Here is a 24,927-nt window from a genome sequence, read left to right on the forward strand (position 1 = left end):
CGGGGCAACCGGGCAAAAGGGCCACCGGCGGGATGGTCAACTCGCCGACGGCGCTCAGCCGTTGCGGGCGGCCTCCGGTCCGGTGATCCGCCGCAGCAGCGGCAGGGTCGAGGCGATGATGCCCAGCGAGGCGGCCAGGCCGAAGCCGGTCAGTCCGTAGTACGTCAGGCCCGGCGAGACCAGGGCGTAGTCCATCTGGGACTTGAGGAACATCGCCGCCGCCGCGAAGCCCGTCCCGATCGCGAGCGCCGAGACCACCAGCAGCGGCAGCGCGCTCTCCAGTCCGACCACCCGGCGCAGCAGCCGCAGCGGCGCGCCGCTCAGCCGGAGCATCGCGAACGGCCTTCTGCGGTCGGACAGTCCGGCGACCACGCTCACCGCGAGGCTGCACCCGGCGACCGGCAGGGTGGTCAGCAGCACCACGTTCGCCAGCTGCCGCCAGCCCTGGAGCTTCTTCTGCCCTTCGGCGGAGAAGTCGTCGGCCATCCTGGTCACGTACGCCGGGAACGCCTCGGTGAACAGGGTCCGCAGCTGCTCCTTGGCCGCCGGGGAGTCGTCGGTGGTCGCGTAGACGATGAACACCGGGAGGGCGGCGGCCTCCTCGGCGGAGAGCGGCGCCGCCGGCCACTCCTTCTCCGGGTGCGCCTGGAGGTCCAGGACGCCGTTCCGGTCGACGGCCGCGACCACGGCCCCGGGGGCGCAGTGGCCGACGGCGGGGATCTGCGCCAGTTCCGAGCAGCGGACCAGGACGGGCACGATCCGTTCCCGGCCGTACTGCGACGCTCCGATCCCGGCGGGGTTGTCGTGCAGCAGTGCCATCCCCTCGAAGCCCGGGACGGCCCGGGCCCGCGCGAGCACCCCGTCGGGCACCGAGGGGAGCGCGGCGGATCGCTCCGGGCCGAGCAGCGGGGTGGCCACGACCGCCTTGCGGACCTCGGGAGCGCCGTCGAGCGAGCCCCGGTTCACGTTGATGGTGCTCATGATGCCCAGGGTCGCGGTGGTCACGAACAGCGCCAGCACCAGGCCGGCGACCGAGCGGAAGCCCGCCCTCGGGTCGTCCGACAGACGGCGCATCGCGATCAGCGAGGCGGGCCGACCCGTCCGCCGGGCGACCGCCCGGGCGGTCGCCATGGTGAGCCAGGGACCGGCGATCACCAGGCCGAGCATGACCAGGACGAAGCCGCTCAGGTACGCCAGCGACTGGCCGTCAGTGGTCTTCGGATGGTCGCCGACGAAGTAGCCCAGCTCGGCGAGACCGGCCACCAGCGGTGCCAGCCGCCACGGGCTCGGCGGCTTCGGGGTGACCCGGCGGGAGACCCCGAGCGGCGAGACGGTGACCCGGCGCAGGGCGAATCGGGCGGCGAGCGCGGCCGCCAGCGGCACACCCACCGCCGCACCGACGGCCTGCGGCAGGCTCAGGGAGAGATCGGTGGCGAAGAACCGGTCACCGGTGAACGGCACGTCGGCAACCAGCGGCTTCAACGCGAAGTACAGGCCGAACCCGAGCAGCGTGCCGGCCGCCGCCGCCACCGCGGACTCCACCGCCGAGATCACCGACACCTGGCCCGGCGTGGCCCCCACCAGCCGCATCGCGGCGTAGCGCTGCTCGCGGGTGGCGGCGGACAGCCGGGTGGCGGTGCCGATGAAGATCAGCACCGGGAAGATCAGCGCGGCGGCCACCACGGTGAGCACCAGGACGAGTGCGTCGCCGTGCACACCCGCGCCGTAGCAGTCGTACTCGCAGTCGGTGGGCAGTGTGGTGGCGATGCTGGTGACGGTGGTGGCCCGGGGCATCGCCCGGACCTCGTCGGCGGTGCGGCCGATGACCACCGCGAGGGTGTCCGGGGAGGGCAGCGCGTCCTCGCCGAGGGTGCCGACCTGGCGGCCCGGGAAGCGGTCGCCCAGTTCGACGGCCGGGGTCTCGCGCAGCAGCTTCGCGAGCGCCGGGGAGGCGTAGTACTCGCCCGGCGCGGGAAGCCGGCTCAGTCCGGGCACCAGCGGCGGGTGGGGACCGGTCGGGGCGAGTTCGGCCCGGAAGACGCTCGCCCCCCGGTAGTAGTCCATCCGCGCGTGCCACCAGAGCGGGTCCGCCGGGGCCGCCGCGGTCGCCCCCTTGGCACCCGTGTTCATCCAGGTCTGCCGGGCGTTGGTGCGGTCGATCGCGTTGATGCTGGAGAGCACCGACAGCAGCAGCCCGACCCCGATCGCCACCGCCGCCGCGATCATCAACAGCCGGGCCACGGCCTCCCGGCCGCCGCTGACGGCCAGTCGGAGCGCGAAGCGGATCACGGGGCCACCGGCCCGGCGGAGAGCGTACGGGCCTGGCCGTCGCGGACGATCGCCTCGCGGTCGGCGTAGGCGGCGACCCGCGGTTCGTGGGTGACCAGGATGACGGTGGTGCCCTGCTCGCGGGCCGCGCCGACCATCAGTTCCATCACCTGCTCGCCGGTCAGCGAGTCCAGCGCGCCGGTCGGCTCGTCGGCGAACAGCACCCGCGGTCGGGCCACCAACCCCCGGGCCAGCGCCACGCGTTGGGCCTGGCCGCCGGAGAGCTCACCGGAGCGGCGCTGCTCCAGGCCGTCCAGGCCGAGCCGGGCGAACCAGGGGCGGGCCTGGGCCAGCGCCGCGCCACGGCGGACGCCGTTCAGCAGCAGCGGCAGGGCCACGTTCTCCTCGGCCGTCAACTCCGGTACCAGCTGGCCGAACTGGAAGACGAAGCCGAAGGTGTCGCGGCGCAGGGCACTGCGCTGTGCCTCGTTCATGCGGTCCAGGCGCTGCCCCTCGAACAGCACCTCGCCGGCGTCGGGCACCAGGATGCCGGCCAGGCAGTGGAGTAACGTCGACTTGCCCGAGCCGCTGGGGCCCATGACGGCGAGCACCTCGCCGGCCCCGACGGACAGGCTCGCCCCGCGCAGGGCGGGCGTCTCACCGAAGGCGAGGGCGAGGTCGCGGGCCTCGATGACCGCGGTCATCCGCGCACCTCCGCGGCGAGCGCGTCCAGCCGGGCGGCGGTGAGGTCGATCCAGCGCAGGTCGGCCTCCAGGTGGAACAGGCCGTGGTCGGCGAGCAGGGCGTCCACCAGGGCGCCGGTGCGGCGCAGTTCGGTGAGTTCGCGCATCCGGCGCAGGTGGGCGCTGCGCTGGGTGTCCAGGTACAGCTCGGCGTCGCGGCCGAGCAGCAGGGCCAGCACCACCTTGGTGAACAGCACGGACTGCAGGGTGGGTTCGGGGGCGACCGGCTCCTGGAGCCAGGTCTCGAACTCGGTCGCCCCGGTCTCGGTGATGACGTAGCGCTTGCGCTCGGGCCCGTCGCCCGGCTCGGCCTCACCGGCCATCACCTTGCCGTCGCGGGCCAGTCGGCCGAGGGTCGCGTAGACCTGGCCGTACGGGAGGGGCTTGCCCCGGCCGAAGAAGGAGTCGTAGTCGCGCTTGAGGTCGTAGCCGTGGCTCGGCTCCCGCTCCAGCAGCCCGAGGAGGGTCAAAGGAACACTCATGCGGAGGACCATACACCCCGGATATACATCGAGTGTATATCCGGCGAGAACAAGCCGCTGACCTGGTGGAACGTCAACTCCTCGACAGGAGCGGGCAGGAGGCGGCCCCACGACCGCCCCCTGCGCCGCACCACGGCCCGGCACCCCCACGGTCACCGGACCGGGGCCGCACCCAGGCACGGAGGGCGCGGCCGGACTCCAGCCTGCCCGGCCCGGCGGTCGCTGCCGAGGGCCGAACGTCCCGGGTGGACCGGGCCCGGCCAGGGCGAATCGGGTCGAACCGGGACGGCCGGCACCAGGGGCGAACCCCGGTCTTGTGCGAGGGGGGCGGTCGGGTGGAGATTGGGTAACGAAACCCCGTACGCGCCCGCGTCCTTGAGGAGATCCCGCGTGTCCAGCACACCCCGCCCGGCCAGGTCGGCGTCGCTCCCGCAGCGAACCGGCCGTCAGCTGCGGCGGGCCTTCGGTGCCCGGCACGAACCGTTGGCCCGCCCGCTCGACCGGTCCCGCGCCCGCGCCTGGCTGCTCACCGTCGTCGGCGGGCTGCTGGCCACCGCCCTCTCCGTCGGCGGCGCACTGCTGCTCTTCCGCGCCACCGCCCCGCAGGCCGACACCGACCTGACCCGGCTGCACCGGATCGACGCCGTGGTGACCGCCGAACCCAACCGCGGCACGGCTCCCACCAGCCGGTTCTCCGGCGGCTACGGCAACCGGATCGAGGTCGAGGCCGCCTGGACCTACCCCGGGGCCACCCCGCACACCGGCACCGTCGAGGCCTCCGGCCCACCAACCGTCGGCGGCGTCGTCCAGGTCTGGGTCGATCCGGCCGGCAACGCCACCGATCCGCCGCTCGACCGCACCGCCCTCGCCGTCTCCGCGGCCTGCACCGGCGCCGGTGCACTGCTCGCCCTGTCCGCCCTGATCGCCTTCGCGCTGCGGCTGCGCCTGAGCGCGCTCAACCGCCGGGCCGAGACCGGCTGGACCGCCGAGTGGGCCCGGCTGGAGCCGCTCTGGAGCGGCCGCGCCGGGCACCGCCGGGAGGAGTGAAAGGGGCCCGGCCTCGAACGCGACCGTCCGTCTGTCTGTCTGTCCGTCTGTCTGTCTGTCCGTCTGTCTGTCTGTCCGTCTGTCCGTCCGTCCGGGGAGGTGGGCAGCAGGATCCGGACGGGAACGGCCGGACCGGTCCGGCGGCAGGCAGACCGGCGGAGCTGCCGCGGCCTCAGCGGCGCGCCGTCCAGGCCGGGGCCGGGACGGGCCCGGCGGCGTGGTGGGTGAGGGCGGCGACCGCGACCAGCAGGGCGAGCGCCAGGCCCAGGGCGACCGGGACGGCGGCGTGCAGGACCAGGACGGCGCCGAGGAGGGCTCCGGCGAACATCCACACCGTCGAGGCGAGCCGGCGCGGGCCGGTGCGGTCCGCGGCGAGGGCGGTGATGGTCATGGTGAGCACGGTGGTGGTGAGGTCGGGGACCTTGAGCGAGCGGACCACCGCGTTCTGGCCGCCCATGGCGAGGGCGAGCAGCCCGATCAGGGTGTAGCGGGCGGGCTCGGAGCCGTGGCCGAGCACGGCCGCCAGGACGGTGCTCGTGGCGACGAGCACCGCCTGGGCGGCGACGGCGGCGGTCAGCAGGTGCCCCCGGTGGCCGGGCAGGCGGCGGGCCAGGTGGCCGCCGGCCAGGGCGCCGAGCACGAAGGCGGCCAGGGCGGCCAGCGAGGCGGTGGCGGACAGGCCGGGGGCGCCGGCCAGGGCGAAGCCGAGGAACACCACGTTGCCGGTCATGTTGGCGACGAAGACGTGTCCGAGCTCCAGGTAGCTGACCGCGTCCACCACCCCGGTGACGAGGGTCAGCACCAGCAGCATCGGCACCAACGGCCCGTGCTCGGGGTCGGCTCTCAGCATCGGACGGCCTCCGGAGGGTACGCGTGACGGTCCCTCCGTTCTACTACCTCGGCTCCCCCGGCGTGCTCAGGCGTGCTCAGGCGAGCGCGGGGCTGCCCGGTTCGTCCGACTCGTCGTCCAGGTGCCAGTGCAGGTCCCGGACGCCCGGCTCCAGCGAGAGCCGGCTGACGACCTGCTCCAGCGCCGGGGCCACCTGGCCCGTGATCGCCACGGTGGCCCGCAGGCTGGTGGCGTCGCCCTGCTCGGTGCGGCGGGCGCGCAGGCCGGTCGGGGCCAGGCCGGAGGCGGTCAGGGCCTGGAGCAGCAGGGCCCGGATGTGGGTCTCGGACTTGCGGTCGCACTCCACGTGGACGGTGGCCCGGGTGGTGGAGTCCGGGTCGCTGCCGGACTGCGGGGACCGGTCGAGCAGTCGGCCGGCCGGGCGCAGCACCAGGTGGACGGCGAGCACCGCGAAGGTGCCGAGCGCGGCCAGCTCCAGCTTGCCGGAGGCCGCCAGCACCCCGACCGCGGCCGAACACCACAGCGTGGCGGCGGTGTTGAGGCCGCGGACGCCGGCCCCGTCGCGCAGGATCACGCCACCGCCGAGGAAGCCGATACCGGAGACCACGTAGGAGGCGACCCGGGTGGGGCTGCCGGTGTCGCCGACCGCCTCGCTGTACAGGACGAACAGGGTGGCACCGGCGGCGACCAGGGCGTTGGTCCGCAGGCCGGCCATCCGGGCCCGCCACTGGCGCTCGATGCCGATCAGCGCGCCGCAGGCGACGCCGGTGGCGAGCCGGACCAGGAACTCGACGGTGGTCAGGGTGTGCACGACGGCACCTCCTCCAGAGGATTCACGGGGAAACGGGGCAACACGGGTAGTACGGGCCGTACGGAGCACACGGGCAACGCGGGCAACGCGGGCCGGGGGATCGCGGGCAAAGGAACGGACGGGTGGCGAGCCGCTGCCCGCCACCCGTCCGTACGGGCTCCGCTCGGCGGCTCAGTGGTTGAGCGCGGTCTGGACGACCTTGATGATGACCATGACCATCGCGATCAGCAGGTAGGCGCGCAGGGCGCCCATGCCGACCTTGCGGGCGGTGGACATCACCGGCCGGCCCAGGGTCTCCAGCGGGGGCATCCGCCAGTCCTCCCGGCCGGTGCGGTCGATCGGGTCCTCCTTGGTGCCGGTGCGGCCGGCCGTGAAGAAGTAGCCCGCGACCAGGACCCCGATCACGCCGCAGCCGCCCATGATCCACAGGATCGCGTCCGAGCTGATGTCCGGCCAGACCACCGAGGCGGTCAGGATCAGCGAGAGCATCACCAGCACGCCGACCACCGTGGAGGTGAAGGCGTTGGTCCGGGGCCCGTTGGCCCAGGGGCCGAGCACGGCCCTGTCGTTGCAGAGCAGCAGCAGGAAGACGGTGGCGGAGGGCAGCAGCACCCCGGCCAGCACCTGGACGAACTGGGTGATCAGGCCCTGGGTGTAGCCGTTGGACAGCAGGGTGATCGTCGCGGCGACGGCCACCAGTCCGGCGTACACGGCGTAGAAGCCCTTGGCGCCCTTGACCCCGCGGTGCAGCGAGTGCTTGATGCCGAAGACGTCGCCGATGGCGTAGGCGGTGGAGAGCGAGACGGCGAAGGCGCCGATGATCGAGGCGTCCAGCAGGGCGATGGCGAACAGCACGCCCGCCAGGTGGCCGGCCTTGTCCTCGATGCCCTTGGCGACGGCGGCCGTGTCGGAGAACTGGCCGAAGCCGTCGGTGCCCGCGAACGCCGCCGCCGTGAGGCCGATCAGCGCGGCCGCGCCGATGATCACGATCGCGATGCCGATCCACAGGTCGACCTTCTCGTACCTCATGAAACGCGGGGTGATCCGCTTGTCGATGACGTACGACTGCTGGAAGAACAGCTGCCAGGGGGCGACGGTGGTGCCGACGATCGAGATGATGACCATCATGACGGCCGCGAGCTGGCCGGCGCCGCCGGGCATCTGCGGCGTCACGAAGTCGTGGGCCATCTGCGAGGTCTTCGGGTGGACCATGAAGTAGATCGGCACCAGCAGCAGCGAGCCGACGCAGAGCGTGATGGCGACCCGCTCGAAGCGCTGGAAGGAGCCGGTGAAGGCCGAGGCGATGATGATCGCCGCCGCCAGCACCACGGAGAGGACCTTGGGCAGGCCCAGGTACCCGGCCGCCATGGTGACGCCGATGAACTCGGTGACCAGGGTGAGGGCGTTGAGCAGGAAGAGGTCGATGACGCTGAACGCGCCCCAGAACTTGCCGAAGCGCTCCAGGATCAGCCGGGCGTGGCCGACACCGGTGACCGCGCCCAGGCGCAGCACCATCTCCTGGTTGACGTACAGCACCGGGACGAGCAGGAGCAGCGTCCACAGCAGCTGGGTGCCGTAGTTCTGGCCGGCCTGGCCGTAGGTGGAGAAGGCGCCGGCGTCGTTGTCGCCGACCATCACGATCAGGCCGGGGCCGACGATCGCCAGCAGGGTCTTGAGCCGGGCGGAGAGTCCGTGGCGGGGGGTGGTGTCGTCGAGCCGGATGGTGCCGAGCGCACCCTTGATGTCGCCGACATGGGCGTCGTCCAGGACGGCGGACCTGGCGGCGGCGGTCGCAGCGAGGGCGGCGGGAGCGGCGGGGACCGTGGGGATCTTCGGGTCCAGCATCACGTTGGTCATGGCGGGGCCTCCCTCCCCCTACCTTGAGGGGGCGTCAGGGGGCACGCAGCGGCGGACCTCCCTGCGGGCGCACGGCATCCACGCCGTACGGCGACGCTGAGCGGCGGCGGCCGTGCGGGCACGATGATGCTGACGACGCGTCAATCGGCTTGCGTCCGGGCATGGTTGAGCGCAGGACGAAGCTTCGGGTGAACGCGCAGGGAAGGTTGTTACCGCGTGCCGGAGGTGTTCGAGAGCATGCGGGGGCAGGGGCTACTGTGGCCCGGACTATCGCAGTCCATGTCTCTCGCCTCCTCCCGGTCGGGGGCGCACCGTCTGTGCGCCGCATCACGACACGGCAAGGAGCACACCGGTCTTCGAGGACCGGTACACCCCAACTCGTCAGAGCTTTGGCACTCCACGGCGTGTCCAGCCGGATCGGCCGGAAGCCACTTGGGGTCAACCCTTAACTCGGGAAGACCTGTCCTGAACCTGGGCGTCTCTCGACGTCGTCGGGTCAGTGGCCTGTGTCCGTGAAGACGCCTCACCGAACGAGGTGCCTTTTCAAACCTCCCAAAGCATAGACCCGGCGCGGCGACCCCGAGTCACCTTTTCGGCCGATCTTCGACAGCTTTGTAGAACCTTGACCAAATCCGCCGCGACTTGCTCTTCCTCCACCGGCATATATAGTTCACCGACATATGCAGCTGAACAGCTCACGAGGGGGAACCATGTCCCACATCGATCCGAGCCGACCCGCGCCCGTCCTGCAGCTGGCCGGGGTCTCCCGGGTGCACGGCCGCGGCGCCGCCGAGGTGCACGCCCTGCGCGAGGTCGACCTGACCGTCCACGCCGGCGAGTTCGTCGCCGTGATGGGGCCCTCCGGCTCGGGCAAGTCGACCCTGCTCACCCTGGCCGGCGGGCTGGACCTGCCCAGCGGCGGCGAGGTGCTGGTCGAGGGCGTCACCCTCGGCGGCCTCGGCCGGGGCAAGCTCGCCGACCTGCGGCGGCGCTCCGTCGGCTACGTCTTCCAGGACTACAACCTGATCCCGGCGCTCACCGCCGCCGAGAACATCGCCCTGCCGCGCGAGCTCGACGGCGTCTCCGGACGCACCGCCCGCCGGGAGGCCCTCGCCGCCCTGGAGGAACTGGGCATCGGCGAGCTCGCCGACCGCTTCCCCGACGACATGTCCGGCGGACAGCAGCAGCGCGTCGCCATCGCCCGCGCCCTGATCGGCGAGCGCCGGCTCGTCCTCGCCGACGAACCCACGGGGGCGCTCGACTCCGCCACCGGCGACGCCGTGCTCGCCGTACTGCGCGCCCGCTGCGACGCCGGGGCGGCCGCCATGATGGTCACCCACGAGGCCTCGCACGCCAGTTGGGCCGACCGGGTGGTCCACCTGCGGGACGGCTCGGTCGCCTCCGAGAGCGTCGGACGCCGCTCCGGCAACAGCCGGGCCGCCGTCCACCGCTCCCAGCCCCTCGACGACTCCACCGCCAACTCCTTCGGCGAGGTGGCCCGATGAGGTTCGGAGCGTGGAAGGTCGCGCTGCGGATGGCCCGGCGCGACGCCCTGCGGGCCAAGGGGCGCAGCGCCCTGATCGTGGCCATGATCGCCCTGCCCGTGCTCGGCGTCACCGGCGCCGACGTGGTCCACCGCAGCGGCCAGCTGTCCCCCGCCGAACGGGTCGAGCGGGTGGTGGGCGGCGCGGACGCGCTGGTCACCGCGCTCAGCCCGGGCCAGGCCGTCGAACAGGCCCCGGTCGCCGAGGACGGCGCGTTCGCCGTCCAGCCGCGGCCCGGCCAACAGCCCACGCCCGAGCAGCTCAAGGGCGCGAGCACCGACCCGACCGCCCTGGTCGGCTCGCTGCTGCCGCCCGGCAGCGCGCTCACCCCCGTCCGGACCGGACCGGAGACCGGTGCGAGCTCGCCCGAGGGCCTGGTCCGCACCCTCACCGCCGAGGCCGACCTGGGCGACCCGGTCTGGCGCGGCCGGGCCGACCTGGTCGAGGGCCGCGCGCCCGGCGCGCCGCACGAAGTCGCCGTCACCCAGGCCTTCCTGGACAACTCCGGGCTCCGGCTCGGCAGCGACACCACCGTCCAGGGACTGGAGCGGACCACCTTCCGCATCACCGGCCTGGTGGAGCACCCGGACGACCTCAAGCGGGTCGAACTCATCGCCCGCCCGGGCGAGTTGCTCGACCAGCTGGCCGCCGCGGCGGAACCCGGACAGCCCGCCCCCGGGCAGGGCCGCACCAACCGCGGCTCCTGGCTGGTGCACCTCCCGGGCGGGGCCGCCCTCGACTGGGCCACGGTCCAGTCGTTCAACGCCCACGGCTACACCCTCACCGCGCGGGCCGTCGCGCTCGACCCGCCGCCGTACGGCGCCGTCCCCTACTACCGGGACTCCACCGTCTACCGCGACCCCGCCGGCGGCAACAGCACCAAGGTCGTGGTCGCCACCGTCACCGGCATGGGGCTGCTGGAGGTCGCCCTGCTCGCCGGGCCCGCCTTCGCGGTCGGCGCCCGCCGCTCCCGCCGCCAGCTCGCGCTGCTCGGCGCCGCGGGCGGCCGGCGCACCCACATCGGCGCGGTGGTGCTCGGCGGCGGCCTGGTGCTCGGCCTGGCCGGGGCGGTCCTCGGGGTGACCGTCGGCACCGGGCTGGTCGCCGCGCTGCGGTCGGTGATCGAGGAGGTCGGCGGTGCCCGCTTCGGCCACTTCGCCCTCCCCCCGGTGGACCTGCTGGCCATCGCCGGGATCGGTGTGATCACCGCCCTGCTCGCGGCCGCGCTGCCGGCCTGGCAGGCCGCCCGGCGCAGCGTCACCGCCGGCCTCACCGGCCGGGACACCGTCCGGGCGCCCAACCGCCTGGTCACCGTGCTCGGCGTGGCGCTGCTCCTCGGCGGCGGCGCGATCGCGATGTACGGCGCGGGCGCCGTCCAGCACGGCGCGCCCGTGGTCAGCACCTACGACGCCCGCACCCTCACGGTGCTGCTCGGCTCGGTCTTCGCCGAACTCGGACTGCTCGCCTGCACCCCCCTGCTGGTCGCCCTGTTCGGCCGGTTCGCCGGGCGGCTGCCGCTCGGCCCCCGGCTGGCGCTGCGCGACTCCGCCCGCAACCGCTCCCGCACCGCACCGGCCGTCGCCGCGGTGATGGCCGCCGTGGCCGGGGCCGTCGCGATCGGGGTGTACAGCACCAGCACCGACGCCGAGAACCGGCGCGACTACCGGCCGGAGGCCCCGTACGGCGCCGTCCAGCTGATCAGCCACCGGGAGGGCCCGCAGGCCGCCCAGCTGCCGGCCGAGGTGGAGAAGCAGCTGTCCGGGCTCGGCCCGCGCGCCGACGTCGGCCAGGCCGTCTACAAGTTCTGCGACAACTGCTCCAGCACCGTCACCCTCAAGGGCCCGGTGGAGATGCGCCACCTCGCGGCCATCCCGCACCTCGCCACCGGGGACGCCACCCTGCTGCACAACCTCTTCGACGTGCGGGACCGCACGGCCGAACAGGCGCTGGCCGCCGGGAAGCTGCTGGTCTTCGACCGGTCGCTGATCGGCGCCGACGGCAAGGCCGTGCTGCTGCTGCGCGGAGGCGGCGGCGCCCCGCTGCAGCCCGGGCAGGTCCCCAAGCCCGACCTCCAGGAAGTCCCGGTGGACGCGGTGCTGGTCGACAACCCGGACGCCGCCCGCTACGCCCAGGGGCTGATGCCGGCCACCGCGCTGGCCAAGCTCGGCCTCGCCTCGGCGCCCCAGGGCGCGGTCTGGCGCCCGGCCACCCCGCCCGACCGCAAGGCGCAGCAGCGGGCCGCGGCCGCCGCGGCCCGACTGGACCACTACGCCGAGCTGGACGTCGAGCGCGGCTACCAGCCCAAGGGCGACGCGCTCACCCTCGCGCTCAGCGGCTTCGCCGGGCTGGTCGTGCTCGGCGCGGCCGGGATCGCCACCGGGCTCGCGGCCGCCGACTCCCGGCAGGACCAGGCCACCCTGGCCGCGGTCGGCGCACCGCCGCGGATCCGCCGGACCATGGCGGGACTGCAGTGCGCGCTGATCGCCCTGCTCGGGGCGCTGCTCGGGGCGGTGAACGGCTTCGTCCCGGCGGTGGGGCTGTTGAAGTCCCGGGCCAGCGGGTTCGGTTCGAAGGGGATGCTGCTCGCCGCGCCCTGGGGGGAGCTGCTGCTGGTGGTCCTGGTGCTGCCGGTGGTGGCCGGGCTGCTCGCGGCGCTGTTCACCCGCTCCAAGGTGCCGCTGGGGCGGCGGCTGTCCTGAGCCGTCCCGCTCGCTCGCCTGTCCCTACCGCTCCTCTGCTCCTCTGTTCGGGCACGCGTCGGGCACGTCGGGCACCTTTCGACCACCGGCCGAGCACGACCTGAGCACCCCCCGGGCACCGCCCGGAATCCGTGGGCGCCCGCCCCCCTCACCAGGGGGCGGGCGCCCGGTGCGTTCCGTAGCATGGGCCGCGTTCCAGCGGGCGAAGGGCGCCGGCGGTCGGTGCGGCGAGGGAGACGAGGGCGGTGCTACGGGGTTTCGGCGATCTCGAGGCCGAGATCATGGACCGGCTGTGGGACTGGGAGCGCCCGGCCACGGTGCGCGAGGTGGTCGACGACCTCCAGCAGCAGCGCCCGGTCGCGTACACCACCGTGACCACCGTCGCCGACATCCTGCACACCAAGGGCTGGCTGCGCCGGGACAAGGTCGGCCGCGCGTGGGTGTACGAGCCGACCTGCACCCGGGAGGCGTACACCGCCCAGCTGATGCACCAGGCGCTGGAGACCACCACGGACCGGGCCGGCGCCCTGCTGCACTTCGTCGACCGGATGAGCGGGGACGAGGCGTCCGCCCTGCTCGCCGCCCTCGAACAGGTGAAGGCCCGGGACGCCGAGTGACGCTCGCCCTGCTCGGCCTCTACCTGGCCGCGACCGGCGTGCTGCTCCCCCGCCGACTGGCCGGCTCGGCCCGGGTCCAGGCCCGGCTCCAGACCCGCCCCCTGCTCGGGGTCGCGCTGTGGCTGGCGCTGATGGCCTCCTTCACGGTCGCCCTGGTGCTCGCGGCGCACCACGCCTTCGAGCCCGCCGCGCACGAGCCGGCCGGGCTGATCGGCCTGTTCCCGCACCTCGAACCGACCGGTCCGGTGCTGCCGCACACCCACGACTGGTGGCTGCTCGCCACTGCCGGGGCCCTGCTCACCGGGCTGCTGGCCGCCGTCGGCGCCCGGACCGGACGGGCCCGGCGGCGGCACCGGGCGGTGCTGGACGTGGTCGCCGTACGGGACCGGCGCTGGGGCGCGCTGGTGCTGGAGCACGCCCGCCCGACCATCTACTGCCTGCCCGGCCGGCGCTCCCGGGTGGTGCTGTCCCGCGGTGCGCTGCGGCTGCTGGACGAGCGGCAGTTGGCCGCGGCCGTCGCCCACGAGCACGGGCACATCCGCGGCCGCCACCACCTCTTCCGCCTGCCCGTCGACACCTTCGCGCTGCTGCTGGGCCCCCTGCCGCTGGCCCGGCTGGGGCGCTCGGAGGTGGCGCTGCTGCTGGAGATGGCAGCCGACGACGCGGCGCTGGCCGAGGTGTCCCGGAGCGAACTGGCCTCGGCGCTCTGCGCGTTGGCGGTCTCGGGGACAACTCCCGGTGGCACCTGGGGAGTCGCCTCCACCGGCGTGCTGGCCCGGGTCCGCCGGCTGGCCCGGCCCGGCAGCGGTCGGCGGCGCCAACTGGCGTGGCGACTCGGGGTGTTGACGCTTCCGGCGGTGCCGTCCCTGCCGTACCTGCTGGCCTGCGCACCGCACCCGTAGGAGGTGCGGCGCGCGGCCGCCTCACCGGTGCCGCAGGTACGCCGCCGCTGTCCCCCGGAGCCGGTCGTGCAGGCCGTCGTAGGCGCGGGCGCGGCCCAGGACCCGCTTCGGCAGCTTGGCGACCATCGTGTAGTTGGTGTCGCAGACGTTCGCGGCCGGGGCCAGGCCGGCCTGGCTGACCAGCTGGTAGGCGTCGAGCCGGTCCAGTCCGAGCAGTCCGCCGGTCCAGCCGACCAGGTCGTGCTGGCTGATCCGGAAGGCGTCCTCCAGCGGGCGGGCGGAGCCGGTGCTGATCAGGAAGTCGTCGTTCTCCAGCCGGGGCCAGGCCGGGCCGCCGCCCTTGACCAGGTCGACGATCACGGTGGTGCGCATCGCCGCCTCGACGGCCGTGCCGCACACCTCGCCCTCGCCCTGCCGGGCGTGGCCGTCGCCGATGGCGAGCAGGCCGCCCTCGACGTTGACGCCGAAGTAGGCGGTGGTGCCGGCGCGCATCTCGGGGGTGTCCAGGTTGCCGCCGTGGGCGCCCGGGGTGATCGAGGCCAGCACCTCGCCGGCCGGGGGGGCGACGCCGACCGTGCCGTGCATCGGGTCCAGCGGCAGGTCGACCGTGAAGTCGCCGGTGCGGGCCCGGAAGCGGCAGAGGCCGGCCGCGACGTCCAGGTCGTAGACCCAGACCCGCTCCTCCAGCGGGGCGTGCAGCATCGCCGTGCTGTGGGTGGCGGTCAGCGCGCCGAAGTGCGGGAAGGTGCTGGAGACGCCGTGGTCCCGGGCCGGGGTGATCTCGACGAAGTGCACCGCGAGCAGGTCGCCGGGTTCGGCGCCGGCCACCGCGATCGGGCCGGCGACGGGGTTGAGGTACGGGAAGACGCAGACCTGGCTGGGCAGGTCGCCGGTGCCGCGCACCTTGCCGCCGAAGCAGTCCTCGGTGGTCAGTTCGACGACGGTGCCGGGCCGGACGGTCACCAGCGGGGCTCGGCCGCCGAAGGTGTAGGCGTAGTCCTCGGGGTTCGGGTCCAGCCGGACGACGGTCTCGGGCAGGCTCACTTGGTCTCCTCGGGAGTGGTTTCCGGAGCGGGCGCGGGGCGCGGGGCAGGCGCGGGGCGCGGGGCGCCACAGCTCAGGTGGAAGATTCGCCCCCTGACTGTCCACCACCCGTCCACCGTAGTCCGCTAGCCTGCCCCTCGCCATCTCAACACACGGACGAACAAGGGGACTTGATGTCAGCCAGTCAGCGCGCGAAGGCCCTCCGCCGGGTCACTCTGCTCGCCGCCACCACCGCCCTCGTCCTCGCCGGCGGCAGCGCCCGGGCCGCGTCCGCTCCGGTGTCCGGCACCCCCGGCGTCGTCGCCGTCGGCTCGGGCCAGGCGCTGCCCTCCGTCAGCCCGGACGGCGCCACGGCCTACGTCGTCACGACCGACTCCGACGGCAACCTCGTGGTGCGGGCGGTGGACACCCGGTCCGGCCAGGTGACCGGCACGGCCCCGCTCGGCGCCGCCCAGGGCTCCCCGCAGTCTGCGCTCAGCCCGGACGGCTCGCGCCTGTACGTGGTGAACGGCCTGCAACTCAGCGTCGTCGCCACCGGCGGCCCGACCGTGCTCGCCACCGTCCCGCTGCCGGACCAGCCGCGCCCGACGGGCTGGTCCCAGGGCCTGGTCAGCGGCCTCGTCGTCGGCCCGGACGGCTCCGAGGTGTACCTCGTCCAGCAAGGCCCGTCGGCCTGGCGGCAGGGCGGGCAGGCCCGGGTGCTCGCCTTCGGCACCGCGCAGCGGCAGTTCGGCCCCACCGTGGGGCTGCCCGCCCTGAACACCGGCGCCCCGGCGCTCCACCCGAACGGCCGGGACCTGTACATCGGGGGCGGCGCCGGGCTATACCACGTGAGTGCGGCCGGCGGCACGCTGACCTTCGTCCGGACGGTGCCCGGGACGGCCACCAACGGCGACAACGGGCTCGCCTTCACCCGGGACGGCGGCCGGCTCTTCGCGACCGGCCCCAACTCGGGCGGCACGCTCGACCTGATCGACCCCGCCACGGACACCCTGCTCCGGAGCATCCGCACCGTCCCCGTCCGCAGCGACGTCCCGCCGCGGCTGAGCGCCGACGGCAGCCGGTTCTACCTGCTCCAGCAGGACTCCTCCGGCACCACGGCGGTCATCTCCGTCGACACCGCGACCGCCACCGTCGACACCGCCGACTCCCTCGCCCCCCAGGAGTCGGCGCTCGACGGCCTCGCCGTCGGCCCCGACGGCCACACCCTGTACGTCGGCGGCACCAACGACACCGACGCCCAGCTGGAGGTCCTCGGCCTCTGACGGGCCGCCGGGCGCCTCCGGACGAGCTACCGGAAAGCCTCCGGACGGGTCGTCGGCGACCCGTCCGGAGGCGTGCGGCGCGCGGAGGCCGTTACGGGCGGAGGCCGTTACGGGCGGACGGCACCCATGTAAGGCATCGCGGAGATCGGCAGGACCTCGACGTTCTTGCCGGTGCGCGGGGCGTGGATCATCTTGCCGTCGCCGATGTAGATCCCGACGTGGTGGATGTCGTTGTAGAAGAACACCAGGTCACCGGGCTGGAGGTTGGCCCGGTCGATCCGCGGGCCGTCGTTCCACTGGTCCTGGGATATCCGGGAGATCCGCACGCCCGCCGCCTTGTACGCCTGGCTGGTCAGGCCGGAGCAGTCGAAGCTGTCCGGGCCGCTCTTGCTCCAGCCGTACGGCTTGCCCAGCTGGGCCTGGGCGAACGCGATGATGGCGGCGGCACGGCCGCTGGCCGGCGGGGCGGGGGTGCTCATGTCCGGGCGGTCGGCGGACCGGGAAGCGCGGTCCGCGGCGGCGGTCTTGGCCGCCTGCTGGGCCTCGGCCTTGGCCTTGTCGGCGGCCTGCTGGGCGTTGACCTTGGCGCGGTCCTCGGCGCTCAGCTTGTTCAGCATGGCCTGGGCCGCGGCGAGCTTGCTCTGGATCTGCTGCTTCCGCGCGCCCAGTTCGGTGCCGACCGAGTCGAGCTGGGCGAGCGTGGCGGTGGCCTCGGCACGGTCCTGGTCGAGCTTGCGCTGCTCGTCCTGGGCCTGCTTGAGCAGGGCCGTCTGGGTGCCGGCGGCCTGGTTCTGCGCCGAGGCGCGCTCCAGGTAGCCGGCCGGGTCGGAGTCGAACATCAGCTGGACGGAGGGGTCGATGCCGCCGTTGCGGTACTGGTCGGCGGCGACGGCACCGAGCCGGGTGCGCAGCTCGTTCATCGACTCCTGACCGCGGGCGACCTTCTCCTGGATCCGGTTGGCCTCGCCCTGGAGCTTCTGCTGCTTCTCCTGGAAGCCGTTGTACTGCTCGACGGACTGCTCGGCCTCCTCGTTGAGCTTGTCCACCTGCTCCTTGACGGAGGCCAGGCTCGGGGTCGGCTCGGCGTGGGCGGTGCCGGCGGCAAGCACCGCACCGCCGGCCATCGCCGTGGTGAGGACCGCCATGCGGGCCCGGCTCGGGGGGCTGGGCTTACGGCGCTTTCCCATCGAGGTGGCACTCCTTCGGGGGACGGGCGGGGAGGTGCGGTGACACTGGAGGAACGTCCGAGTGGCATTCGCACGTTCATTCGGCCGATCGGGGGGACGACCGGCCGGGACACCCGCAGGGCGCGCCGGGGGACGCGCAGGGGACGGCGAAGGACGGGCGGGGCCGTACGGGGGATGCCGTCCCCACCCGCCTTCTTCGAAGTAACTTAATAGATGAGGGGCTGGGTTCCGCAATCCCCCTGATCCAGGGCACTTCCGGGCGGCCCGCCGACCCTCCGCCGGGCCCCGACCCCCGCCTCGTGGCACTCCCCGCCGGACGGAGTGCTGGCCACGGACCGAAAGCGCGCCAAATCGAGAACAAGGTCACACTTAACGACCCTCCTTCCGCTCCGCTAACGGGCGCTAACCTGCGGACATGAAGGTCCCGCCCGAAAGGCTCCCCCTCGCCGCCGAGTTCCCGGCCGCGCACCGTGAGCAGTGGCAGCAGCTCGTCGAGGGCGTGCTGCGCAAGTCCGGTGCCCGGCCCGAGGACGGCGCCGCCGCCGAGCAGGCGCTCACCACCGCGCTCCAGGACGGGCTGCGCGCCCGCCCGCTGTACACCGCCGAGAACACCTCGGTCGAGCCCGGCTACCCGGGCTTCCCGCCGTTCGTCCGCGGCGGCCGGCCGCAGGGCTCCGCCGTCGCCGGGTGGGACGTACGGCAGCGGCACGCCGACCCGGACCGCCGGCGCGCCAACGAGGCCGTCCTGGCCGACCTGGAGCACGGCGTCGGCTCGCTCTGGCTGGAGCTCGGCGACGCGGGCCTGCCCGTCGCCGCCCTGCCCGAGGCGCTCGACGGGGTGTACCTGGACCTCGCCGCCGTCGCCCTCGACGCGGGACCGGACTTCACCGAGGCCGCCGAGCGGCTGTTCGGGCTGTACGAGGAGCGCGAGGTCTCCCCCGCCTCCGCCGCCGGCAACCTCGGCGCCGACCCGCTCGGCCTCCAGGCCCGCACCGGCTCCGCCGACCGCACCGACGCCCTGCTCGCCGAGGCCGCCGCGCTCGCCGCCCGCTGCGCCGAGGGCTACCCGAACGTCAGGGCCCTCACCGTGGACGCCCTGCCGTACCACGAGGCCGGCGCCTCCCCCGCCCAGGAGCTGGGCTGCGCGCTCGCCACCGGCGTCGCCTACCTGCGCGCGCTGACCGCGGCCGGCCTCTCCGTCGACGCCGCGCTCGGCCAGCTGGAGTTCCGCTACGCCGCCGACGCCGACCAGTTCCTGACCATCGCCAAGTTCCGCGCCGCGCGCCGCCTCTGGGCCCGCGTCGCCGAGGTGTCCGGCGGCTCCGCCGAGGCCTCGGCGCAGCGCCAGCACGCCGTCACCTCCCGGGTGATGATGACCGCCCGCGACCCGTGGGTGAACATGCTGCGCACCACGGTGGCCTGCCTGGCCGCCGGGGTCGGCGGCGCCGACGCCGTCACCGTGCTGCCCTTCGACAGCGCCCTCGGCCTGCCCGACGCCTTCGCCCGCCGGATCGCCCGCAACACCCAGTCGATCCTGCTGGAGGAGTCCCACCTGTCCCGGGTGATCGACCCGGCCGGCGGCTCCTGGTACGTCGAGCAGCTCGGCGAGGAGCTGGCGCAGGCCGCCTGGGCCTGGTTCCAGGAGATCGAACGGGCGGGCGGCCAGCAGGCCGCGCTGGCGTCCGGGCTGGTCGGCGACCGGATCGCCGCGACCTGGGCGGAGCGGTCCGCGAAGCTCGCCAAGCGGCGCGAACCCGTCACCGGTGTCAGCGAGTTCCCGCACCTGGACGAGCAGCCGCTGGTCCGCGAACCCGCCCCGGCCGGGCACACCGGCGGCCTGCCGCGGGTGCGCCGCGCCGAGGCGTACGAGGCGCTGCGGGACCGCTCGGACGCCCACCTGGCGACCACCGGCGCCCGTCCGGCGCTGTTCCTGGCCTCGATCGGCACCGCCTCCGCGCACACCGGGCGCACCACCTTCGCCGCCAACCTGTTCCAGGCCGGCGGCATCGCGACGGCGTCCACCGAGGGCGTCGACCCGGCCGCGTTCGCCGCGGCGTTCCGCGAGTCCGGTGCCTCCGTCGCCTGCCTGTGCTCCAGCGACGCCCTGTACGGCGAGCACGCCGCGGCCGTCGCCGTAGCCTTGAAGGAGGCGGGCGCCCAGCGCGTGCTGCTGGCCGGCCGCCCGGCCGAAGTACCCGCCGGAGTGGACGAGTTCATCTACGCGGGCGGGGACGCGATCGCCGTCCTCACCTCCCTGCTGGACCTCATTGGAGTGGCGCGATGATCCCCGACTTCACCGGAATCGGGCTGGACGACTCCTCCGCCGGTTCCTCTGCCGGCTCGGCTGCCGGAGAGGTCACCGACGCCCAGTGGCAGGCCGCCTGGCAGCGGTCCACCGGCAAGGCCCCCGACGAGCTGGTCTGGGACACCCCCGAGGGCATCGGCGTCAAGCCGCTGTACACCGCGGCCGACCTCGACGGCGTGGACTTCCTGGAGACGTACCCCGGCATCGCCCCGTACCTGCGCGGGCCGTACCCGACCATGTACGTCAACCAGCCGTGGACCGTCCGCCAGTACGCGGGCTTCTCCACCGCCGAGGAGTCCAACGCCTTCTACCGCCGCAACCTCGCGGCCGGCCAGAAGGGCCTCTCGGTCGCCTTCGACCTGCCGACCCACCGCGGCTACGACAGCGACCACCCGCGCGTCACCGGCGACGTCGGCATGGCGGGCGTCGCCATCGACTCGATCTACGACATGCGCCAGCTGTTCGACGGCATCCCGCTGGACAAGATGTCGGTGTCGATGACCATGAACGGCGCGGTGCTGCCCGTCCTCGCGCTGTACATCGTCGCGGCCGAGGAGCAGGGGGTGCCGCCGGAGAAGCTCGCCGGGACCATCCAGAACGACATCCTCAAGGAGTTCATGGTCCGCAACACCTACATCTACCCGCCGCAGCCGTCGATGCGGATCATCTCGGACATCTTCGCGTACACCTCGCAGAAGATGCCCCGGTACAACTCGATCTCCATCTCCGGCTACCACATCCAGGAGGCCGGGGCCACCGCCGACCTGGAGCTCGCCTACACCCTGGCCGACGGGGTCGAGTACCTGCGCGCGGGCCTGGACGTGGGCCTGGACGTGGACGCCTTCGCGCCGCGGCTGTCGTTCTTCTGGGCGATCGGCATGAACTTCTTCATGGAGGTCGCCAAGCTGCGCGCGGCCCGGCTGCTGTGGGCCAAGCTGGTCAAGCAGTTCGACCCGAAGAACCCCAAGTCCCTCTCGCTGCGCACCCATTCGCAGACCTCCGGCTGGTCGCTGACCGCCCAGGACGTGTTCAACAACGTGACCCGCACATGCGTCGAGGCGATGGCCGCCACCCAGGGCCACACCCAGTCGCTGCACACCAACGCCCTCGACGAGGCGCTCGCCCTGCCGACGGACTTCTCCGCCCGGATCGCCCGCAACACCCAGCTGCTGCTCCAGCAGGAGTCCGGCACCTGCCGGGTCATCGACCCGTGGGGCGGCTCCGCGTACGTCGAGAAGCTGACGCAGGACCTCGCCGCCCGGGCCTGGCAGCACATCCAGGAGGTCGAGGCGGCCGGCGGCATGGCCAAGGCCATCGACGCGGGCATCCCCAAGATGCGCGTCGAGGAGGCCGCCGCCCGCACCCAGGCCCGGATCGACTCCGGCCGCCAGCCCGTGATCGGCGTCAACAAGTACCGGGTCGAGAACGACGAGCAGATCGACGTCCTCAAGGTCGACAACTCGGCGGTGCGGGCCCGGCAGATCGAGAAGCTGCGCCGGCTGCGCGAGGAGCGCGACGAGGCGCAGTGCCAGGACGCCCTGCGCGCGCTGACGGCGGCCGCCGAGGCCGGCCCGCAGCGCGGCGGCTCGCTGGACGGCAACCTGCTGCACCTGGCCGTCAACGCGGCCCGGGCGAAGGCGACGGTCGGCGAGATCTCGGACGCCCTGGAGAAGGTGTACGGCCGCCACTCCGGCCAGATCCGTACCATTTCCGGTGTGTACCGAGACGAAGCGGGCCCGTCGGCGCCCCTCCAGCGCACCCGCGACCTGGTCGAGCGGTTCGAGCAGGCCGAAGGCCGTCGCCCGCGCATCCTGGTCGCCAAGATGGGCCAGGACGGCCACGACCGCGGCCAGAAGGTGATCGCCACCGCCTTCGCCGACCTCGGCTTCACCGTCGACGTCGGCCCGCTGTTCCAGACCCCGGCCGAGGTCGCCCGCCAGGCCGTCGAGGCGGACGTCCACATCGTCGGCGTCTCCTCGCTGGCCGCCGGGCACCTCACCCTGGTCCCCGCGCTGCGCGCCGAACTGGCCGCGGCCGGGCGGGAGGACATCACCATCGTGGTCGGCGGCGTCATCCCGCCGCAGGACTTCCAGGCCCTGTACGAGGCGGGCGCGGCGGCGGTCTTCGGCCCGGGCACGGTGATCCCGGACGCGGCCTTCGACCTGCTGACCGCCCTGGCCGTCGAACTCGGCCACGAGCTGTGAGCCGCTGAGTCCGATGCCACCGAGGACGATCGACCTCGACGCCTACGTGACGGGCGTCCTGGACGGCTCGCGCGCCTGGATCGCGCGCGCCGTCACCCTCGTCGAATCCACCCGCCCCGACCACCGCGCGCTCGCGCAGCAGCTGCTCCAGCGGCTGCTGCCGCACGCGGGCGGGGCGGTGCGGGTCGGCATCACCGGAGTGCCCGGTGTCGGCAAATCGACCTTCATCGACTCCTTCGGGACGATGCTCACCGGGCTCGGCCACCGGGTCGCCGTGCTCGCCGTCGACCCGACGTCGAGCCGCACCGGCGGGTCCATCCTGGGCGACAAGACCCGGATGGAGCGGCTCGCGGTGGACCCGGCCGCCTTCGTGCGGCCGTCGCCGACCTCGGGAACGCTGGGCGGCGTCGCCAAGGCCACCCGCGAGTCCATGGTCGTGATGGAGGCGGCGGGCTACGACGTCGTCCTCATCGAGACGGTGGGGGTCGGGCAGTCGGAGACGACGGTGGCCGGGATGGTGGACACCTTCCTGCTGCTGTCACTGGCCCGGACCGGCGACCAGCTCCAGGGCATCAAGAAGGGCGTGCTGGAGCTCGCGGACGTCATCGCCGTCAACAAGGCGGACGGCCCGCACGAGCGCGACGCGAGGGCGGCCGCACGTGAACTCGCGGGCGCACTACGGCTGTTGCAGGCACCGGACGCGGCGTGGACGCCGCCGGTGCTGACCTGCAGCGGGCTCGACGGGGCGGGCCTGGACGTCCTGTGGGAGCGGTTGCAGCAGCACCGTAAGATCCTGGACGCGACGGGCGGGCTGGCGGCGAAGCGGCGGGAGCAGCAGGTCGAGTGGACGTGGTCGATGGTCCACGACCAGCTGTACGCGCGGCTGCACGAACACCCGGAGGTACGGCGGCTCACCCCGGACCTGGAGGCCCAGGTGCGGGCCGGTACGCTGCCGGCGGGGCTGGCCGCGCAACGGATCCTGGACAGCTTCTTCGGTACTGCTTGAGGGAGTTGAGAGGCATCGCCACCATCGTCGAGGACGTCGTGATCGAGGCCGACGCCGAACACGTCTGGGACGCCGTACGGGACGTAGGCGCCGTGCACGAGCGCCTCATCCCGGGCTACGTCCTCGACACCCGGATGGACGGTGACGTCCGGTACCTGACCATGCCCGGCGGTGCGGTGATCCGGGAGCTGATCGTCAGCGTGGACGACGGCCTGCGGAGGCTGGCCTACTCCACCGTCGAGGGATTCAAGCTCCCGCTGACCCACCACCACGCCTCCTTCCAGGTACTCCCGGTGGCCGACGGCCGCTGCCGCCTGCTGTGGACGACGGACGTGCTCCCTCACGAGATGGCCGAACAAGTCCGTCTGCGGGTCAGCCGCGGCGCCCAGGGCATGAAGGCGACCTTGGAAGCCGGCTGACGGTCTCGCCCTGCGACGAACCCCGCCACCACAGACGCAGAGAACAACACCCACCACACGAGTCGGGCGACAGCCCCCACTACGCCACCTCACAGACGCTGCGGAGATTGCGCGCCGTGCCTCACCCGTGCGTGGGGCACGGCGCTTCGGCATCCTCCTGGTACTCGAACCACACCACCTTGCCCCGCTCCGCCGGGCGCCACCCCCACGCGCGGGCGAGAGCCTGGACGAGCAACAACCCACGCCCGGTGGTCGCTTCGGGATCCCGCTCCCGATACGGAAGCTCCGCACCCCGATCGGCAACCTCCACCCGCACCCGCCCACTACGCCGGTGGACGGACACGACACACCGCTCCCCCGTGTGCAGGAGCGCATTCGCGATGACCTCGCTCGCACACAACTCCACCTCCTGGAGCCCGTCTTCGGTCAACGGCACTGCGCACTCCCGCAGGATCGCCCCCACCAGCCGCCGCGCCGCCGGCACGGCCTCGGCCCCCGGCGGCACACCCCACTCCAGAGGCACCGGGAACCGAGCGGCGCTGAGCGGGCTGACGATCATCGGAGACTCCATCCGGTCGTGAAGAGGCATGGCGGTGCCATCACGGATCGTTCGGGTCCACACCCACCGTCCGAATGGCTGACATCAAGTCAACGCGGGTACACCGGACGGGAGAACCCGCGAAGCTGGTCCGAGCGTTGAACCGGTTGAACAGAGGACGGGATCGCGATGAGGCAGCGACCACACACACCGAACGCCGAACTCGCCGCGCTCATGCGGCAGGCGCAGTGGGGCAATGACCAGCTCGCCCGGTCCGTGAACCGCGTCGGAAGCGAGGGCGGCCTCCAGCTCACCTACGACAAATCGGCGATCTCGCACTGGCTCGCAGGTACCCGGCCTCGGGCCGACGTACAGGAGGTCGTCCGGGAGGCGTTCTCGCGGCGCCTCGGGCGACCGGTGACGTCCAGGGAGACCGGCTTCAAGTGTGACGCCGAACCAGCGGGCAGCCTTGGCGTGCTGTCCGATCTGATGTCGATCGGAAAGGACGACATGGACCCCTCGCGCCGCGGTGTTCTCACCGCCGGACTCTACTCACTCGCCCTGACGCTTCCCGCGTTCGACGACACCACCGACCGCATCACCCGTACCACTGCGGGTCGCACCGTGCGCGTCGGCCCCGGAGAAGTGGAGACCGTCCGGACGATGACGGACCGGATCGCCGGCATCCTCGACGAGCTGGGCGCCGCCCACGCCCGGCCGATGGCCGCCGCGTTCCTGGTCAACTCGGTCGGGCCCTGGCTCCAGGCGTCCGGCAGCGAGAAGGTGAAGGCCGACCTGCTGTCGGCCGCCGCCGACCTCACCTACCTCACCGGCTGGATGGCGATGTACGAGACCGCGCACGGCCTCGGCCAGAAGTACTACGTCCAAGCCCTCAAGCTCGCCCGCGAGGCCCAGGACCATGTGACGTACTGCCGCACCCTACGCGGCATGGCACTCCAAGCGTCCAACCTCGGCTACGGGCCGAAGGCACTGGAGCTGGCCGACTCGGCCGCCGAAGCCGCTCCGGCCTCCGGCCCTCGCCTGAGAGGGTGTTCGGTAGGGGAATCCCCCCAACTGTCCGGCTTTCACTGGCGCGGCACGGACTCGGTTCCAGGATCCCGTAGCGGCCGGGCCCGCGT

General features: G+C 73.5%; 19 protein-coding genes, 1 pseudogene and 1 riboswitch. Of the genes and pseudogenes, 11 read left to right on the top strand and 9 right to left on the bottom strand.

The features are described 5' to 3' along the window. Positions 1-54: 54 nt before the first annotated feature. The 3 genes from ACFXOZ_RS06550 to ACFXOZ_RS06560 are packed head-to-tail and all read right to left on the bottom strand — an operon-like array spanning position 55 to position 3,493. Entirely contained in the window at positions 55-2,289 is a 2,235-nt protein-coding gene (locus ACFXOZ_RS06550; RefSeq protein WP_380587933.1) for an FtsX-like permease family protein, read from the bottom strand. After that, positions 2,286-2,972 (bottom strand): ABC transporter ATP-binding protein, encoded by a 687-nt coding sequence (locus ACFXOZ_RS06555; RefSeq protein WP_375883850.1) that lies wholly within the window; start codon positions 2,970-2,972, stop codon positions 2,286-2,288. Before ACFXOZ_RS06555 ends, ACFXOZ_RS06550 begins: the two co-directional genes overlap by 4 nt. After that, entirely contained in the window at positions 2,969-3,493 is a 525-nt protein-coding gene (locus ACFXOZ_RS06560; protein WP_375883847.1) for a helix-turn-helix transcriptional regulator, read from the bottom strand. The genes ACFXOZ_RS06555 and ACFXOZ_RS06560 overlap by 4 nt, the downstream gene beginning before the upstream one ends. 390 nt (positions 3,494-3,883) lie before the next feature. Between ACFXOZ_RS06560 and ACFXOZ_RS06565 the strand changes: the two genes are divergently transcribed. After that, positions 3,884-4,540 carry a hypothetical protein gene (locus ACFXOZ_RS06565; RefSeq protein WP_375883845.1) on the top strand — a complete coding sequence of 219 codons (657 nt, stop codon included), beginning with the start codon at positions 3,884-3,886 and terminating at the stop codon, positions 4,538-4,540. 172 nt (positions 4,541-4,712) lie between these two features. On the opposite strand, the gene ACFXOZ_RS06570 is transcribed toward ACFXOZ_RS06565, so the two are convergent. From ACFXOZ_RS06570 to ACFXOZ_RS06580, 3 genes are all read right to left on the bottom strand, one after another. Beyond that, complete coding sequence (locus ACFXOZ_RS06570; protein ID WP_380587937.1) at positions 4,713-5,390, bottom strand: YoaK family protein; 678 nt, start codon at positions 5,388-5,390, stop codon at positions 4,713-4,715. A 76-nt stretch (positions 5,391-5,466) separates the two neighbouring features. Further along, on the bottom strand, positions 5,467-6,201 hold the full coding sequence (locus tag ACFXOZ_RS06575; RefSeq protein ID WP_375883840.1) for an MgtC/SapB family protein: 735 nt from the start codon (positions 6,199-6,201) through the stop codon (positions 5,467-5,469). A 171-nt stretch (positions 6,202-6,372) separates the two neighbouring features. After that, a complete protein-coding gene (locus tag ACFXOZ_RS06580) occupies positions 6,373-8,058 on the bottom strand; it encodes an NRAMP family divalent metal transporter (protein WP_380521453.1) in 1,686 nt (561 codons plus the stop codon). Between the two features lie 365 nt (positions 8,059-8,423). Further along, positions 8,424-8,600, bottom strand: a riboswitch (M-box (ykoK) riboswitch). Between the two features lie 168 nt (positions 8,601-8,768). On the opposite strand from ACFXOZ_RS06580, the gene ACFXOZ_RS06585 reads away from it, so the two are divergent. The 4 genes from ACFXOZ_RS06585 to ACFXOZ_RS06600 all read left to right on the top strand — a co-directional run bounded on the left by ACFXOZ_RS06585 (position 8,769) and on the right by ACFXOZ_RS06600 (position 13,820). Next, entirely contained in the window at positions 8,769-9,563 is a 795-nt protein-coding gene (locus tag ACFXOZ_RS06585) for an ABC transporter ATP-binding protein (RefSeq protein ID WP_375883836.1), read from the top strand. Next, positions 9,560-12,301 (top strand): FtsX-like permease family protein, encoded by a 2,742-nt coding sequence (locus tag ACFXOZ_RS06590; RefSeq protein ID WP_380587940.1) that lies wholly within the window; start codon positions 9,560-9,562, stop codon positions 12,299-12,301. Before ACFXOZ_RS06585 ends, ACFXOZ_RS06590 begins: the two co-directional genes overlap by 4 nt. Positions 12,302-12,582: 281 nt before the next feature. Then, positions 12,583-12,918: a BlaI/MecI/CopY family transcriptional regulator gene (locus ACFXOZ_RS06595; RefSeq protein WP_375884025.1), complete on the top strand. Its 336-nt coding sequence runs from the start codon at positions 12,583-12,585 to the stop codon at positions 12,916-12,918. Further along, positions 12,915-13,820: a M56 family metallopeptidase gene (locus tag ACFXOZ_RS06600; RefSeq protein ID WP_380587943.1), complete on the top strand. Its 906-nt coding sequence runs from the start codon at positions 12,915-12,917 to the stop codon at positions 13,818-13,820. The genes ACFXOZ_RS06595 and ACFXOZ_RS06600 overlap by 4 nt, the downstream gene beginning before the upstream one ends. Positions 13,821-13,841: 21 nt before the next feature. Here ACFXOZ_RS06600 and ACFXOZ_RS06605 read toward each other — a convergent pair whose 3' ends face one another. Then, positions 13,842-14,864, bottom strand: a complete 1,023-nt coding sequence (locus ACFXOZ_RS06605; protein ID WP_380587946.1) for an acetamidase/formamidase family protein — start codon at positions 14,862-14,864, stop codon at positions 13,842-13,844. A gap of 173 nt (positions 14,865-15,037) precedes the next feature. Between ACFXOZ_RS06605 and ACFXOZ_RS06610 the strand changes: the two genes are divergently transcribed. After that, positions 15,038-16,129 (top strand): hypothetical protein, encoded by a 1,092-nt coding sequence (locus tag ACFXOZ_RS06610; RefSeq protein WP_380587949.1) that lies wholly within the window; start codon positions 15,038-15,040, stop codon positions 16,127-16,129. A gap of 107 nt (positions 16,130-16,236) precedes the next feature. On the opposite strand, the gene ACFXOZ_RS06615 is transcribed toward ACFXOZ_RS06610, so the two are convergent. Further along, the gene (locus ACFXOZ_RS06615) at positions 16,237-17,316 is read right to left on the bottom strand and encodes an NlpC/P60 family protein (protein WP_380587952.1); all 1,080 of its coding nucleotides are present in this window, start codon (positions 17,314-17,316) and stop codon (positions 16,237-16,239) included. A gap of 415 nt (positions 17,317-17,731) precedes the next feature. Here ACFXOZ_RS06615 and ACFXOZ_RS06620 point away from each other — a divergent pair, with 415 nt between their 5' ends. The 4 genes from ACFXOZ_RS06620 to ACFXOZ_RS06635 are packed head-to-tail and all read left to right on the top strand — an operon-like array spanning position 17,732 to position 23,250. After that, entirely contained in the window at positions 17,732-19,600 is a 1,869-nt protein-coding gene (locus ACFXOZ_RS06620; protein ID WP_380587955.1) for a methylmalonyl-CoA mutase family protein, read from the top strand. Next, positions 19,597-21,825, top strand: a complete 2,229-nt coding sequence (scpA, locus tag ACFXOZ_RS06625; RefSeq protein ID WP_380587958.1) for a methylmalonyl-CoA mutase — start codon at positions 19,597-19,599, stop codon at positions 21,823-21,825. The genes ACFXOZ_RS06620 and scpA overlap by 4 nt, the downstream gene beginning before the upstream one ends. Positions 21,826-21,838: 13 nt before the next feature. Further along, entirely contained in the window at positions 21,839-22,831 is a 993-nt protein-coding gene (meaB, locus tag ACFXOZ_RS06630) for a methylmalonyl Co-A mutase-associated GTPase MeaB (protein ID WP_375883813.1), read from the top strand. Beyond that, on the top strand, positions 22,828-23,250 hold the full coding sequence (locus tag ACFXOZ_RS06635) for an SRPBCC family protein (RefSeq protein ID WP_380587961.1): 423 nt from the start codon (positions 22,828-22,830) through the stop codon (positions 23,248-23,250). The genes meaB and ACFXOZ_RS06635 overlap by 4 nt, the downstream gene beginning before the upstream one ends. Positions 23,251-23,371: 121 nt before the next feature. On the opposite strand, the gene ACFXOZ_RS06640 is transcribed toward ACFXOZ_RS06635, so the two are convergent. After that, on the bottom strand, positions 23,372-23,809 hold the full coding sequence (locus ACFXOZ_RS06640) for an ATP-binding protein (protein ID WP_380587964.1): 438 nt from the start codon (positions 23,807-23,809) through the stop codon (positions 23,372-23,374). Between the two features lie 168 nt (positions 23,810-23,977). On the opposite strand from ACFXOZ_RS06640, the pseudogene ACFXOZ_RS06645 reads away from it, so the two are divergent. After that, positions 23,978-24,927 (top strand): annotated as a pseudogene (locus tag ACFXOZ_RS06645) (hypothetical protein); the annotation flags it as partial.

Origin of the sequence: Kitasatospora sp. NPDC059160 (assembly GCF_042755465.1) — a bacterium.
Classification (GTDB): domain Bacteria; phylum Actinomycetota; class Actinomycetes; order Streptomycetales; family Streptomycetaceae; genus Kitasatospora.